Source organism: Pseudomonas fluorescens (assembly GCF_018614775.1).
GTDB lineage: Bacteria > Pseudomonadota > Gammaproteobacteria > Pseudomonadales > Pseudomonadaceae > Aquipseudomonas > Aquipseudomonas fluorescens_BY.
Map to the genome: position 1 here is coordinate 1 of NZ_JAGGOF010000075.1, position 14,384 is coordinate 14,384.

A 14,384-nucleotide genomic window follows, 5' to 3' on the forward strand; every position below is an offset into this window, starting at 1 on the left:
CAAAACGTCGGTGGCGTAGCTGAAAATCAACAGGTAGTAGGCGTCGCGCAGGTGACCGTTGTAGTCGACCCATTCGGGGCGGATGTGGGTTTGGTAGGTGGTGAGGGTGGGCATGGTTGTCTCCGGGCATGATCGTTCCCACGCTCTGCGTGGGAACGCCGCTGTGACGCTCTGCGTCACGCTTTATTCGGAACGCGGAGCGTCCCGGGCTGCATTCCCACGCAGAGCGTGGGAACGATCAGTTACAGGTTCAGTCGGTGAAGGCCATTCCATGCTTCTCTTTGGTGGCCTTCACGGCCTCCAGCACCGCCAGCAGGCAATCATCGCGATAACGCTCCAGCGCCGAAATGCTGTGGCTGCCCAGTTGCTCGCGGGTGCCCTCCACTACATCGTCGATCAATTTCCCGGTCAGTTCCGGCGCTGGCAGGTAGGTCCACGGCAGTTGCAGCGCCGGGCCGAACTGGGCCATGAAGTGGCGCATCCCGGCGTCGCCGCCGGCCAGGGTATAGGTCAGGAACGTGCCCATGAACGACCAGCGCAACCCGGCACCGAAGCGGATGGCATCGTCGATTTCGCCGGTGGTCGCCACGCCGTCGTTGACCAGGTGCAACGCCTCACGCCACAGCGCTTCGAGCAAACGATCGGCGATGAAGCCGGGCACTTCCTTGCGCACGTGCAGGGGCCGCATGCCGAGGGATTCATACACCTGCATGGCGGCCTGTATGGCTTCGGGCGCGGTGTGCTTGCCGCCGACCACCTCCACCAGCGGTAGCAGGTAGACGGGGTTGAACGGGTGCCCGACCACGCAGCGCTCCGGGTGAGTGGAGCCTTCATAGAACTCGCTCGGCAGTAACCCCGAGGTGCTGGAGCCGATCAACGCATTCGGCTTGGCGGCGGCGCTGATCTGGCTGTGCAGTTCGAGCTTCAGCTCCAGGCGCTCGGGGGCGCTTTCCTGGATGAAGTCGGCGTCGCGCACGCACGCTTCGATGGTCGCGACAAAGCGCAGCCGATCCTGGGAGGCGCCAGGCGCCAGGCCTTGTTTCTCCAGCGCGCCCCAGGCGCTGGCAACGCGTTTGCGCAGTGCCGCTTCGGCACCCGGCGCCGGGTCCCAGGCGACGACGTCCAACCCATGGGCCAGGGCGCGGCTGACCCAGCCGCTGCCGATTACACCGCTGCCCAGGGCGGCGAAGGTCTTGATGTCGGTGATAAAGCGCATGGTGGTTTCCTGAAATAATACGTTGAACTGAATGTGGGGAGCCTTTGTGGGAGCGAGCCTGCTCGCGATAGCGGTGCATCAGGCGATAGATGTGCTGTTTGACACTCCGCTATCGCGAGCAGGCTCGCTCCCACAGGGGAAATGGGTGTCTGGTCAACCGCGCTGGGTCAGCCCCATTTTCTTGCGGCCTTCAGCCGGCGTCAGGACGCGCGCCCCGAGGCGGCTGAGGATTTCCCCGGCGCGCTCCACCAGTTGGCCGTTGGTGGCAAGTACGCCTTTGTCCAGCCAGAGGTTGTCTTCCAGCCCGACCCGCACGTTGCCGCCGAGCAGCACGGCCTGGGCGGCCATGGGCATTTGCAGGCGACCAATGCCGAAGCCGGCCCACACGGCATCCGGCGGCAGGTTGTCGACCATGGCTTTCATGGTGGTGGTGTCGGCCGGTGCGCCCCAGGGGATGCCCAGGCAGAGCTGGAACAACGGGTTGTCCAGCAGGCCTTCCTTGATCAGTTGCTTGGCGAACCACAGGTGGCCGGTGTCGAAGATTTCCAGCTCGGCCTTGACCCCCAGTTCGGTGATGCGCCTGGCCCCGGCCCGCAGTTGTGCCGGGGTGGATACATAAATGGTGTCGCCGTCGCCGAAGTTCAGGGTGCCGCAATCCAGGGTGCAGATTTCCGGCAACAGTTGCTCGACGTGGGCCAGGCGGGTCAGCGGGCCCACCAGGTCGGTGTTGGGGCCGAACTCCATCGGCCGCTCGCCGGCGCCGATCTCCAGGTCGCCGCCCATGCCGGCGGTGAGGTTGACGATGATGTCCACGTCGGCCTCCCGAATGCGCTCCATCACTTCGCGGTACAGCGCCACGTCGCGGCTGAACCTGCCGGTCTGCGGGTCGCGGACGTGGCAGTGGACCACCGTGGCCCCGGCTTTCGCGGCTTCGACGGCGGCCGCAGCGATCTGCTTCGGCGTGACCGGTACGTGGGGACTCTTGGCGGTCGTGTCGCCAGCACCGGTGAGTGCGCAGGTGATGATGACGTCGTGGTTCATGGTGCGGCTTCCTTCAGGCGAGGTGAGTCATTGCGCAGGCGGTTGGCGCTGCGCAGGGGGATGGCGTGGGTCAGTTAGTGGTCAGTTGCAGGTTGTCGGCGGCCGGTTTGCCATCGAACGTGGTAACGCCTTCGAGCCAGCGCTGCTTGTCTTGCGGATGGTCCTTGAGCCACTGCCGGGCCGATTCGAGCGGGTCCTTGTGATCGAGCAGCGGCTGCATCATCCGGCTCTCATCTTCGGCGGTGAACGTCAGGTTGCTCAGCAGGCGACCGACGTTCGGGCACTGTTGCGCGTAGTCCGGCGCGGTGACAGTCCACACGGTGGCCATGCCTTCGTTCGGGCCAAGGGCGTCTTCGCTGCCGGTGAGGTAGGTCATCTGCACGTTGACGTTCATCGGGTGCGGCGCCCAGCCGAAGAACACCACGGCTTCCTTGCGTCGCACGGCACGGTCCACGGCGGCGAGCATGCCGGCCTCGCTGGATTCCACCAGCTGGAATTTACCCAGGCCGAACTGGTTCTTGGCAATCATCGCCTTGATCTGGGTGTTGGCGCCGGAGCCGGGCTCGATGCCGTAGATCTTGCCGCCCAGTTCCTTCTCGAATCGGGCGATGTCGGCGAAGGTCTTCAGGCCCTTGTCGGCCAGGTACGTCGGCACGGCCAGGGTCGCGCGGGCGTCCTTGAGGCTCGGCTGTTCCATCACCTTCACCTGCCTGGCCTCGATGAACGGGGTGATGGTCTGGGTCATCAGTGGGTTCCAATAGCCGAGGAACAGGTCCAGGCGCTGGTCGCGGATGCCGGCGAAGATGATTTGCTGGGAAGCGCTGGTCTGTTTGGTCTTGTAGCCGAGCCCGTCGAGCATCACCTGGGTCAAGGCGCTGGTGGCGATGACGTCGGTCCAGTTGACCACGCCCAGGCGCACGTTCTGGCACGCGGCAGGCTCGGCCGCCAGGGTGGCCGAGCTGAGGAAAACGGTACCGCTGATTGCAAGAACGCAGGAGCTGATCAATCGTTTCATGACGGGGCCTCGGCAGCTTATTGTTATGGGGTTCCGGCATCTGTGCGCCGGTGATGCCACGTTACGTAGCCGCGCCCCGGGCAAAGCGCACTGCAGCGACGTGCTCTTGCACTGCAGCGACCTGTCGCGTATCAAGATCCTCACGCTACCCGCCCACCGAGCGCGCGCCATGTCCCAGGATTTCTACTTTCTGTTGATGCCGGGTTTTTCGGCCATCGGTTTCATTTCAGCCATCGAGCCGTTGCGGGTCGCCAATCGCTTTCGTGGCGAGCTGTACCGCTGGCATGTATTGAGTGCCGATGGCGGGGCGGTGCTGGCGAGCAACGGCATGTCGGTCAACGCCGATGCCGCGCTGGAGCCATTGAAGAAGGGCGCGACCCTCTGGGTGGTGGCGGGGTTCGAGCCGCTGAAATTCGTGACGCCGGCATTGGAACGCTGGCTGCATCGGCTGGACAACGAAGGCGTGATCCTCGGCGGCATCGACACCGGCAGCGTGGTCCTGGCCGAAACCGGGTTGCTCGACGGGCACCGGGTGACCCTGCACTGGGAAGCGATCGAGGCGTTCAAGGAATCCTATCCACAGCTCGGCGTGACCCAGGAACTGTTCGAGATCGACCGTCGCCGCATCACCTGCGCCGGCGGTACCGCTTCGATTGATTTGATGCTGGACCTGATCGGCCAGGCTCACGGTGCTGACTTGGCGATCCAGGTCAGCGAGCAATTCGTGCTTGGCCGCATCCGCCCGCGCAAAGACCACCAGCGCATGGAAATCGCCAGCCGTTATGGCATTCGCAACAAGAAGCTGGTGCATGTCATCGGTGAGATGGAAACCCACAGCGAACCGCCCCTGAGCACCTTGGCCCTGGCCGAATCCATCAACGTCACGCGGCGCCAGCTCGAACGGCTGTTCCGCCTGCACCTGAACGACACCCCGAGCAATTTCTACCTGCGCCTGCGCCTGGAAAAGGCCCGGCAGCTGCTGCGCCAGACCGACATGAGCGTACTGGAGGTGAGCATCGCCTGTGGATTCGAGTCGCCGTCGTATTTCACCCGCAGTTATCGGGCGCGGTTCGAGCGTTGCCCGCGGGAGGATCGGCGGCGGCAGGGGGACGGGCGGGAGTTGGTTTGACAGGCTTTTATACTCAATTATGGTCGCGACTATAATTTATACCTGTCCCCATAATTGGGTATAAAAGCCTACCAAGCGCACCTTGCGCCCTTCACCGATTCAACGCTGGAGGCCGTAGGCAGGTCTCAGGAGTACGGGCAGCGAAGTCGTGCCTGAGCCCAGACCGTTCAATCCTGCATCGACGCGCTGCGTGACAAGGGGCTGGTGTGGGAAGTCCAATCTTGGCGGTTACCCCTTGATCTCTGCCGGCAGTGCCTGTGGCGAGGGAGCTTGCTTTCGCTGGGGCGCGAAGCGGCCCCGTTTTTTGGCCTGCTGCGCAGTCCAGCGGGAGCAAGCTCCCTCGCCACAGGAATGCATTTCATCAGGTGGATCCGGGTTACTTCTTCACCAACGCCGAACACGCCGCCTTATACGCCTCATGCTGATATTTGTTCAGCGTCGCCGGCAGGGCGAAGTCGTGTTTCTTGTTCTGCGCATTGATGGTCTGCGGCGACAACAGCGTCACCTCGCAGCCTTCCAGCAACTGGAAAACCCCTTCGATCTTGAACGTGGTCGGCCCGCCCGCGAACTCGCCTTTCTTGCTGCGCTTCTTGATGGCGATGCGTTCGATCCCGTTATCCAGCACAAACGCCCGAACCTGGGCCGCGAACGCCTTGACGTTGGCGGCTTCGTCATCGTCGTCCAGGGCGATTTTCTTGGTGTTCAGCGCGACGTGACTCAGCGTCTGCTGATCCAGCGAGGCCACGGCGATGATCGCTTCGCTGCCTTTGATTTCGATGCCGCAGGTTTTCATGTCAATCCTTTTGCTCAAGGGTGGCGTGCAGCTTACAGCTCCAACTGGTCAGCATGGATACCAAAGGCCGCGGCAATTTTTTCACGGGTGGCTCGACGGGGTTTTGCGACGGATTCCTGCTGGGCAAAGGCGGGCTGGGAAATGCCCAGGCGCTTGGCGACGTCATCCTGGGTCAGGTTCAGGTGTTCGCGCCAGGCGCGGATGGGGGTGGCACCGTCAACGATACGGCTGACTACTTCATGGGGGATGAGGTCGGGTACGAGTTTCTGCGCCGTGTATTGGGCATACGGAATGACCACAAATGCCGGGTTCCCGTTCGCGTCGTTGATGATCTGAATATCAGTAGGTACGTTCATCGCGTTTCTTGACCTCTTGAATGCTGACGACCTGGATCGCCCCGTCCCAATCGAAAATAACTCGGTAGCTCCCCACCCGCAGGCGGTACGCATACCCATGACCGACAAGTGCTTTGACGTTGACCACGTCGGGCATTTGGGCGAGCGCCGTGACGGCGTCCCGAACTTGAGCCTGATGAACTGAGTGCAATCGCAAAAGCTGCTTAACGGCTTTTCTGGTCCAGTGGATAGTGTTCATGGAAGAATATAAGTCTTTTATAAGATTTGCGAATCCTGACTTATATTTCTCCCAGGGCCAGCGCGCGAACGGTGTCTGGATATTGCTTCGTGGTGGCCTTCTATTCCTGTCCGATCGACTCCAAAAACTCCGACCGATCATCGCTCACCTGGGCCATGCAGTCGTTTTCGGCGATTTTGTAGGCTTCGCTGCCGGGTTTGGCCGGGAAAGCGGCGATGGCGCAATCGGCTTCGCGCTGTTTCAGCCACAGTTGTTGGGCGGCCTTGATTTTGCTGGTGATGTCGCCCAGCTGGGCCTTGTCGCTGGCGTAGCGGGTTTGCAGGCGTTCGTTGAGGCCTTGCAGGTTTTCGTTCAATAACTGTTCGGCGGCGGTTTTGCCGTAGGCCGAGCAGGCCAGGGTCTGGACGTCGTTTTCGACGGCGTCGCAGGGGTTCTGTTCGATGTCTTCTGCCGCGTGGGCGACGGTGCTGATCAGTGCCAAAGCCAGGAAGAGTGATTTCATTGCGTTGCCGCTCGAGTCCGGTGAAAGCCAGTGATGCAGCGGATTCTGGCGCAAGCGCCGGGCAATGAACAGACGGGGAGGGTGGACCGGCGACAGGCCTTTGTCGTGGATTGACGCTTTCGGCAATTCCCCTGTCGTTTTTGCACCCGGTCGTCGCGGCCCTCAGGCATATGCTGGCCCCAAAGCGCCGGCACACGATTCGGCGCGTGAAGTCTGACAAAAGGGGACTGCCTGATGAGCCCAGCCGAATTGCACGCCGACAGCATCGTTATCGACGGGCTGATCATTGCCAAGTGGAACCGCGAGCTGTTTGAAGACATGCGCAAGGGCGGCCTGACGGCGGCCAACTGCACGGTGTCGGTGTGGGAGGGCTTCCAGGCCACCATCAACAACATCGTTGCCAGCCAGAAACTGATCCGCGAGAACAGCGACCTGGTGATCCCGGTGAAAACCACCGCCGACATCCGTCGTGCCAAGGAACAAGGCAAGACCGGGATCATCTTCGGTTTCCAGAATGCCCACGCGTTCGAAGACCAGCTCGGCTACGTCGAGATCTTCAAGCAGCTCGGCGTCGGCGTGGTGCAGATGTGCTACAACACCCAGAACCTGGTGGGCACCGGCTGCTACGAGCGTGACGGTGGCCTGTCGGGCTTCGGTCGCGAAATCGTCGCCGAGATGAACCGCGTGGGCGTCATGTGCGACCTGTCCCACGTGGGTTCCAAGACCTCCGAGGAAGTCATCCTCGAATCGAAGAAGCCGGTCTGCTATTCCCATTGCCTGCCGTCCGGCCTGAAAGAGCACCCGCGCAACAAGTCCGACGAAGAGCTGAAGTTCATCGCTGACCATGGCGGGTTCGTCGGCGTGACCATGTTCGCGCCGTTCCTGGCCAAGGGCATCGATTCGACCATCGACGACTACGCCGAAGCCATCGAATACACCATGAACATCGTCGGTGAAGACGCCATTGGCATCGGCACCGACTTCACCCAGGGCCATGGCCAGGACTTCTTCGAAATGCTGACCCACGACAAGGGCTACGCCCGTCGTCTGACCAGCTTCGGCAAGATCATCAACCCCCTGGGCATCCGCACCGTTGGCGAATTCCCGAACCTCACCGAAACGTTGCTCAAACGCGGCCATCCTGAGCGGGTGGTGCGCAAGATCATGGGTGAAAACTGGGTCAACGTCCTGAAGGACGTCTGGGGCGAATAAACGTCGCCGCACTGCTGAATACCTTACCTGCGGCCCCTGGCGCCGCAGGCAATACCACGCCTTTCCGGAGTCACGTTTTCATGGCCAAAATCGCCCCGCAACTGCCTATCGAAGTCGACAGCGAAACCGGTGTCTGGACCTCCGACGCCCTGCCGATGCTCTACGTGCCGCGGCACTTTTTCGTCAACAACCACATGGGCATCGAGGAAGTGCTGGGCGCCGACGCCTACGCCGAGATCCTCTACAAGGCCGGCTACAAATCCGCCTGGCACTGGTGTGAAAAAGAAGCCGAGTGCCACGGCCTGGAAGGGGTCGCGGTGTTCGAACACTACATGAAGCGCCTGTCGCAGCGCGGCTGGGGCCTGTTCAAGATCCAGGACATCGACCTCGACAAAGGCACCGCCAGCGTCAAGCTCGAACACTCGGCGTTCGTCTACGTGTACGGCAAGGTCGGGCGCAAGGTCGACTACATGTTCACTGGCTGGTTCGCCGGGGCCATGGACCAGATCCTCGCCGCGCGTGGCAGTTCGATCCGCACCGTGGCCGAGCAGGTCTATGGCGGTTCGGAAGAAGGCCACGACGACGGCCTGTTCACCGTCAAGCCGTTGTAAGTCGAGGATCGCGCCATGGCTTTTGAAGCAATGTTCCAGCCGATCCAGATCGGCAAACTGACCATCCGCAACCGCGTGCTCAGCACTGCCCACGCCGAGGTCTACGCCACCGACGGCGGCATGACCACCGACCGGTACGTGAAGTATTACGAAGAGAAAGCCAAGGGCGGCATCGGCCTGGCGATCTGCGGCGGCTCCTCGGTGGTTGCCATCGACAGCCCGCAGGAATGGTGGAGTTCGGTGAACCTGTCCACCGACCGCATCATCCCGCACTTCCAGAACCTGGCGGACGCCATGCACAAGCATGGCGCCAAGATCATGATCCAGATTACCCACATGGGTCGTCGCTCGCGTTGGGACGGCTTCAACTGGCCGACCCTGATGTCGCCGTCCGGCGTGCGTGAGCCGGTGCACCGCGCCACTTGCAAGACCATCGAGCCGGAAGAAATCTGGCGGGTGATCGGCAACTACGCCCAGGCGGCGCGCCGTGCCAAGGCCGGTGGCCTGGACGGCGTCGAGCTGTCCGCCGTGCACCAGCACATGATCGACCAGTTCTGGAGCCCGCGGGTCAACAAGCGCACCGACGAATGGGGTGGCAGCTTCGAAGGCCGGATGAAGTTCGGCCTGGAAGTGCTGAAGGCCGTGCGCGCCGAAGTGGGCGACGATTTCTGCGTGGGCATGCGCCTGTGCGGTGACGAGTTCCATCCGGACGGCCTGTCCCACGAGGACATGAAACAGATCGCCAAGTATTACGACGACACCGGCATGCTGGATTTCATCGGCGTCGTGGGCTCGGGTTGCGACACCCACAACACCCTGGCCAACGTCATCCCGAACATGAGTTATCCACCGGAGCCGTTCCTGCACCTGGCCGCCGGTATCAAGGAAGTGGTCAAGGTCCCGGTGCTGCATGCGCAGAACATCAAGGACCCGAACCAGGCCACGCGGATCCTGGAAGGCGGCTACGTCGACATGGTCGGCATGACCCGCGCCCACATTGCCGACCCGCACCTGATCGCCAAGATCAAGATGGGCCAGATCGACCAGATCAAGCAGTGCGTCGGCGCCAACTATTGCATCGACCGCCAGTACCAGGGCCTGGACGTGCTGTGCATCCAGAACGCCGCGACGTCCCGTGAATACATGGGCGTGCCGCACATCATCGAGAAGTCCACCGGGCCGAAACGCAAGGTGGTGGTGGTCGGTGCCGGTCCGGCCGGGATGGAAGCGGCGCGCGTCGCTGCCGAACGTGGGCACGACGTGACCTTGTTCGAGAAGAAGGAATTCATTGGCGGGCAGATCACCACCGCCTCGAAAGCCCCGCAACGGGACCAGATCGCCGGCATCACCCGCTGGTTCCAGCTGGAGTTGGCGCGGCTCAAAGTCGACCTGCGCCTGGGCGTGGCGGCTGATGCGGCGACCATCATGGACCTGCGTCCGGACGTGGTGGTGCTGGCGGTGGGCGGGCATCCGTACCTGGAGCAGAACGAACACTGGGGCGCCGCCGAAGGGCTGGTGGTCAGCAGCTGGGACGTGCTCGACGGCAAGGTTGCGCCAGGCAAGAACGTATTGGTCTACGACACCATCTGCGAGTTCACCGGCATGTCGGTGGCCGACTTCCTCGCCGACAAGGGCAGCCAGGTCGAGATCGTCACCGACGACATCAAGCCGGGCGTGGCCATTGGCGGGACGTCGTTCCCCACCTACTACCGCAGCATGTACCCCAAGGAAGTGATCATGACCGGGGACATGATGCTGGAGAAGGTTTACCGCGAAGGCGACAAGCTGGTGGCGGTGCTGGAGAACGAATACACCGGGGCCAAGGAAGAGCGCGTGGTGGATCAGGTGGTGGTGGAGAACGGTGTGCGGCCGGACGAAGAAATCTACTACGCCCTGAAGGAAGGTTCGCGCAACAAGGGCCAGATCGACGTCGAAGCCCTGTTCGCGATCAAGCCGCAACCGTGCCTCGAGCAGAGCGGCGATGGTTACCTGTTGTTCCGCATCGGTGACTGCGTGGCGCAGCGTAATACCCACGCCGCGATCTACGACGCCTTGCGGTTGTGCAAGGATTTCTAACGGCTTGCACATGACCCTGTGGGAGCGAGCCTGCTCGCGATGAACGATAACGCGGTTTGCCTGAGGCACCGTGGCGCCTGAATCGCGAGCAGGCTCGCTCCCACAGGAACCGAGTAAGGCATCTCGACCTGCAAGACCCTGAAGTCTTTGGGAGCAACACCTATGCTGAACACCCTTCTTCCCATCCTGCTGTTTGCCGCCCTGGGCCTCGCGGCCCTTGGCGCCTTGCGGCGGGTGAACATGTGGCGCCGGGGACGACCGGCCAAGGTCGACCTGATCGGTGGCCTCTTCGCCATGCCCAAACGCTACATGGTGGACTTGCACCATGTGGTGGCGCGGGACAAATACATCGCCAACACCCACGTTGCCACGGCCGGTGGCGCGGTGGCGTCGGTGGTGCTGGCGATCCTGGTGCATGGTTTCGGCCTGCATAACCGCGTCCTCGGCTATGCGCTGCTGTTGATGACGGCGGTGATGTTCGTCGGCGCGATCTTCGTCTACCTGCGACGGCGCAATCCGCCGGCCCGTTTGTCCAAGGGCCCGTGGATGCGCCTGCCGAAGAGCCTGCTGGCGTTCTCGGCGTCGTTCTTCCTGGTGACCCTGCCCGTGGCCGGCATCCTGCCGGAAAACTTCGGTGGCTGGGTGTTGGCCGCGATCCTCGGTGTGGGTGTGTTGTGGGGCGTCTCGGAGTTGTTCTTCGGCATGACCTGGGGCGGGCCGATGAAGCATGCCTTCGCCGGCGCCTTGCACCTGGCCTGGCACCGCCGCGCCGAGCGCTTTGGCGGTGGCCGCTCCACCGGTCTGAAACCACTGGACCTGAATGACCCCGCTGCACCGTTGGGCGTGGAAAAGCCCAAGGATTTCACCTGGAACCAACTGCTCGGCTTCGACGCCTGCGTGCAATGCGGTAAATGCGAAGCTGCTTGCCCGGCCTTTGCCGCCGGCCAGCCGCTGAACCCGAAAAAGCTCATCCAGGACATGGTCGTCGGCCTCGCGGGCGGCACCGACGCAAAATTTGCCGGCAGCCCATACCCATCCCTTGACGGCAGGGGCAAGCCGCTGGGCGAGCACGGCGGCAATCCACACCAGCCGATCGTCAACGGCCTGGTGGACGCCGAGACGCTGTGGTCCTGCACCACCTGCCGGGCCTGCGTCGAGGAATGCCCGATGATGATCGAGCACGTCGATGCCATCGTCGACATGCGTCGCCACCTGACCCTGGAAAAAGGCGCCACGCCGAACAAGGGCGCCGAGGTGCTGGAAAACCTCATCGCCACCGACAACCCGGGCGGCTTCGCTCCTGGCGGGCGGATGAACTGGGCGGCGGACCTGAACCTGAACCTGCTCGGCGAGAAGAAATCCACCGACGTGCTGTTCTGGGTCGGCGACGGCGCCTTCGACATGCGCAACCAGCGGACCCTGCGTGCGTTCGTCAAAGTGCTCAAGGCGGCGAATATCGACTTCGCCGTGCTCGGACTCGAAGAGCGTGACAGCGGTGACGTGGCCCGGCGCCTGGGTGATGAAGCGACGTTCCAGCTGTTGGCCAAGCGCAACATCCAGACCCTGGCCAAATACAGCTTCAACCGGATCGTCACCTGCGATCCCCACAGCTTCCACGTGCTGAAAAACGAGTACGGCGCGTTCGATGGCAACTACCTGGTGCAGCACCACAGCACCTACCTGGCAGAGATCATCGACGCCGGTGCCCTCAACCTCGGCCAGCACAAAGGCGACAGCGTGACCTATCACGACCCGTGCTACCTGGGCCGCTACAACGGCGAATACGAAGCACCGCGCCAGGTGCTGCGTGCGCTGGGCATCGAGGTCAAGGAAATGCAGCGTTCCGGTTTCCGTTCCCGTTGCTGCGGCGGTGGCGGCGGCGCGCCGATCACCGACATTCCCGGCAAGCAGCGGATCCCGGACATGCGCATGGAGGACATCCGCGAAACCGGTGCCGAGCTGGTGGCCGTGGGTTGTCCACAGTGCACCGCGATGCTGGAAGGCGTGGTCGAACCGCGGCCGATGATCAAGGACATTGCCGAACTGGTGGCCGATGCGCTGCTGGAAGACGCGGCCCCGAGCAAGCCCGTGGCCCCGGCCAAACGTGAACCTGCGGAGGTGCATTCATGAGCGACATCATCCGCCGCGACCCTCGCGCCGAGTGGATCGCCCGCAACCGCCTGCACCCGCTGCACGCGGCCATGCAACCGGTGCAGCACAGCTGGATGGGCCCCCACGGGCTCATGCGCAAGAACGTCCACGGGGTTGGTTTCATCGGCCCCAACGGCATCAAGCGTATCGACCGCAGCGGTGCCCAGCAGGGCGGTGCGACCAAGCGCAGCGCTGTCACCGAAGTTCAGTTGCCGCTGCATCAGGTGTCGCAACCGGCGTTCTACATCAGCGTGGTGCCGGACATGGTCGGTGGCCGCCTCAGCAGCCATGACCGCGATCTGCTCGGCCTGGCTCATCAGTTGGCCGGCAGCGACGGCGCAGTGTTGGCGGTGGTGTTCGGTGAGCACAAGGAAAATGCCTTTGCCACCGCCGGTGTCGATCGCTTGCTGATACTCGACGGCGAGGAATTCAATGGTTATGCACCGGAACAACGGGTCCAGGGTCTGCGGGCTGTGGATAACCAATTCAATCCCCGCCATTGGTTGCTGCCCGACAGCCGCACCGGTGGCGGCGAAATGGGCCGTCGCTTCGCCGCCGCCTTGGGCGAACGTCCGGCCACGCGGGTCTGGCAGGTCAAGGGTGAGGAGTGCATCGGTCGCGCCGGTGCCGGCCTGCAGGACTTGGCCCGACCGTTGGCGCGGTTGATCCTGGCGGCGGCCGAATGCGCCGAACCGGTCAGCGAAACCCGTCACGAAGCGCTGCCGGTTGAGTTATCCACAAGCGTGGCCCGTAGCTTGTCGCGAATCGAAGATCTTGGCGCGGTGGCGGTGGACCCGGGCGCGATCCCGATGGCCGAGGCCGAATTCATTTTCTCCGGCGGCAACGGCGTCAAGGACTGGGCGTTGTTCCACCAGACGGCTGCGGCCCTAGGCGCCACCGAGGGCGCTTCGCGGGTGGCGGTGGACGACGGTTTCATGGCCCGTGATCGCCAGGTCGGTGCGTCCGGCACCTGGGTTACGGCGCGAGTCTACGTGGCCGTGGGGATTTCCGGGGCGATCCAGCACCTGCAGGGCATTGGCGCCTGCGACAAGGTGGTGGCGATCAACCTCGACCCCGGCTGCGACATGATCAAACGGGCAGACCTGTCGGTGATCGGTGACAGCGCGGCGATTCTCCAGGCCTTGATCGCGGCGGTAGAGGCTTACCGCAACGAAGCCAGGCGCGATGCGGCTTAAGCTAAGGATTCAACCATGAGTACTCAAGTGATCAGCCTCGTTTCCATCGGCGCCCACCCGACCTCCGGTCGGCCCCGTCGCGCCGAACAGGACGCCCGGGCCGTGGAGCTGGGCCTGCAACTGGCCGGCAGCGACCTGCAAGTGCTGCACGCGGGCGACGTCGCCGAGCCGGCCCTGCGCGCTTACCTGGGCATGGGCCTGGACGAACTTCACGTGCTGGAAAACCCCGAGGGTGCGGACGCGCTGCCGGCCTTGACCGATTACCTGCGTGACGCCGGCGCCCAAGTGGTGCTCACCGGCACCCAGGCGGAAACCGGCGAGGGTTCCGGGATGCTGCCGTTCCTGCTGGCGGAAAACCTCGGCTGGCCACTGGTGGTCGGGCTGGCCCAGGTCGAATCCATCGACAACGGCGTGGCCTTGGTGCTGCAAGCCTTGCCCCGCGGCCAACGGCGCCGCTTGAAAGTACGCCTGCCGTTCCTGGCCACTGTGGATAACGCCGCGCCAAAACCCCGGCAAAGCGCCTACGGCCCAGCACGCCGCGGCGCGCTGCACGCCGAAGAAATCGAAGTGATCGATGACGCCTTGCTGGCGGTGGCCACCCTGCAACCGGCCAAGCCACGCCCCAAGCGCCTCAAAGTGATCAAGGCCAAGAGCGGCGCCGATCGCATGAAAGCCGCCACGGCCAAGGCCAGCGGCGGGGGCGGGCAAGTGCTCAAGGGCGTGAGTCCCGAGGCCGGTGCCGAGGCGATTCTCAAGTTGTTGGTTGAGGAAGGGGTGGTTCGCTAGGCCTCCACAATCACCGCAAGTCCTTCTGTGGGAGCGAGCCTGCTCGCGATAGCTGAGTGTCA

15 protein-coding genes are annotated in these 14,384 nt (G+C 63.3%); 7 read left to right on the plus strand and 8 right to left on the minus strand.

Annotation, left to right across the window (positions count from 1 at the left end; genetic code table 11):
• The 4 genes from J7E36_RS19075 to J7E36_RS19090 all read right to left on the minus strand — a co-directional run.
• Window positions 1-114 (minus strand): thioesterase family protein (locus tag J7E36_RS19075; protein WP_331275367.1); only part of this gene is annotated, 114 nt, incomplete at its 3' end.
• A gap of 136 nt (window positions 115-250) precedes the next feature.
• Window positions 251-1,216, minus strand: coding sequence for an L-carnitine dehydrogenase (locus J7E36_RS19080; protein WP_215006254.1), 966 nt, complete (start codon window positions 1,214-1,216; stop codon window positions 251-253).
• A gap of 153 nt (window positions 1,217-1,369) precedes the next feature.
• Entirely contained in the window at window positions 1,370-2,257 is an 888-nt protein-coding gene (locus J7E36_RS19085) for a 3-keto-5-aminohexanoate cleavage protein (RefSeq protein WP_215006257.1), read from the minus strand.
• Window positions 2,258-2,327: 70 nt separating this feature from the next.
• Window positions 2,328-3,272 (minus strand): choline ABC transporter substrate-binding protein, encoded by a 945-nt coding sequence (locus J7E36_RS19090; protein ID WP_215006260.1) that lies wholly within the window; start codon window positions 3,270-3,272, stop codon window positions 2,328-2,330.
• 169 nt (window positions 3,273-3,441) lie between these two features.
• On the opposite strand from J7E36_RS19090, the gene J7E36_RS19095 reads away from it, so the two are divergent.
• Window positions 3,442-4,401 (plus strand): GlxA family transcriptional regulator, encoded by a 960-nt coding sequence (locus J7E36_RS19095; protein WP_215006263.1) that lies wholly within the window; start codon window positions 3,442-3,444, stop codon window positions 4,399-4,401.
• 376 nt (window positions 4,402-4,777) lie between these two features.
• Here the strand turns inward: J7E36_RS19095 and J7E36_RS19100 are convergent, their stop codons facing one another.
• The 4 genes from J7E36_RS19100 to J7E36_RS19115 all read right to left on the minus strand — a co-directional run bounded on the left by J7E36_RS19100 (window position 4,778) and on the right by J7E36_RS19115 (window position 6,290).
• On the minus strand, window positions 4,778-5,194 hold the full coding sequence (locus tag J7E36_RS19100) for a DUF3010 family protein (RefSeq protein ID WP_215006266.1): 417 nt from the start codon (window positions 5,192-5,194) through the stop codon (window positions 4,778-4,780).
• A 32-nt stretch (window positions 5,195-5,226) separates the two neighbouring features.
• Window positions 5,227-5,550 carry a helix-turn-helix domain-containing protein gene (locus J7E36_RS19105; RefSeq protein WP_215006269.1) on the minus strand — a complete coding sequence of 108 codons (324 nt, stop codon included), beginning with the start codon at window positions 5,548-5,550 and terminating at the stop codon, window positions 5,227-5,229.
• Window positions 5,534-5,788 (minus strand): type II toxin-antitoxin system RelE family toxin, encoded by a 255-nt coding sequence (locus J7E36_RS19110; RefSeq protein ID WP_215006272.1) that lies wholly within the window; start codon window positions 5,786-5,788, stop codon window positions 5,534-5,536. The genes J7E36_RS19105 and J7E36_RS19110 overlap by 17 nt, the downstream gene beginning before the upstream one ends.
• A gap of 100 nt (window positions 5,789-5,888) precedes the next feature.
• Window positions 5,889-6,290, minus strand: a complete 402-nt coding sequence (locus J7E36_RS19115; RefSeq protein ID WP_215006291.1) for a lysozyme inhibitor LprI family protein — start codon at window positions 6,288-6,290, stop codon at window positions 5,889-5,891.
• Between the two features lie 234 nt (window positions 6,291-6,524).
• On the opposite strand from J7E36_RS19115, the gene J7E36_RS19120 reads away from it, so the two are divergent.
• From J7E36_RS19120 to etfB, 6 genes are all read left to right on the plus strand, one after another.
• Window positions 6,525-7,502: a dipeptidase gene (locus J7E36_RS19120; protein ID WP_215006274.1), complete on the plus strand. Its 978-nt coding sequence runs from the start codon at window positions 6,525-6,527 to the stop codon at window positions 7,500-7,502.
• Between the two features lie 80 nt (window positions 7,503-7,582).
• Window positions 7,583-8,113, plus strand: a complete 531-nt coding sequence (locus J7E36_RS19125) for a DUF5943 domain-containing protein (RefSeq protein ID WP_215006277.1) — start codon at window positions 7,583-7,585, stop codon at window positions 8,111-8,113.
• 15 nt (window positions 8,114-8,128) lie between these two features.
• Window positions 8,129-10,189, plus strand: a complete 2,061-nt coding sequence (gene dgcA, locus J7E36_RS19130; protein ID WP_215006280.1) for a dimethylglycine demethylation protein DgcA — start codon at window positions 8,129-8,131, stop codon at window positions 10,187-10,189.
• Window positions 10,190-10,351: 162 nt separating this feature from the next.
• The gene (gene dgcB, locus J7E36_RS19135; RefSeq protein ID WP_215006283.1) at window positions 10,352-12,319 is read left to right on the plus strand and encodes a dimethylglycine demethylation protein DgcB; all 1,968 of its coding nucleotides are present in this window, start codon (window positions 10,352-10,354) and stop codon (window positions 12,317-12,319) included.
• On the plus strand, window positions 12,316-13,536 hold the full coding sequence (gene etfA, locus J7E36_RS19140) for an electron transfer flavoprotein subunit alpha (protein WP_215006286.1): 1,221 nt from the start codon (window positions 12,316-12,318) through the stop codon (window positions 13,534-13,536). Before dgcB ends, etfA begins: the two co-directional genes overlap by 4 nt.
• A 15-nt stretch (window positions 13,537-13,551) precedes the next feature.
• A complete protein-coding gene (etfB, locus tag J7E36_RS19145; RefSeq protein ID WP_215006289.1) occupies window positions 13,552-14,322 on the plus strand; it encodes an electron transfer flavoprotein subunit beta in 771 nt (256 codons plus the stop codon).
• Window positions 14,323-14,384 lie beyond the last annotated feature (62 nt).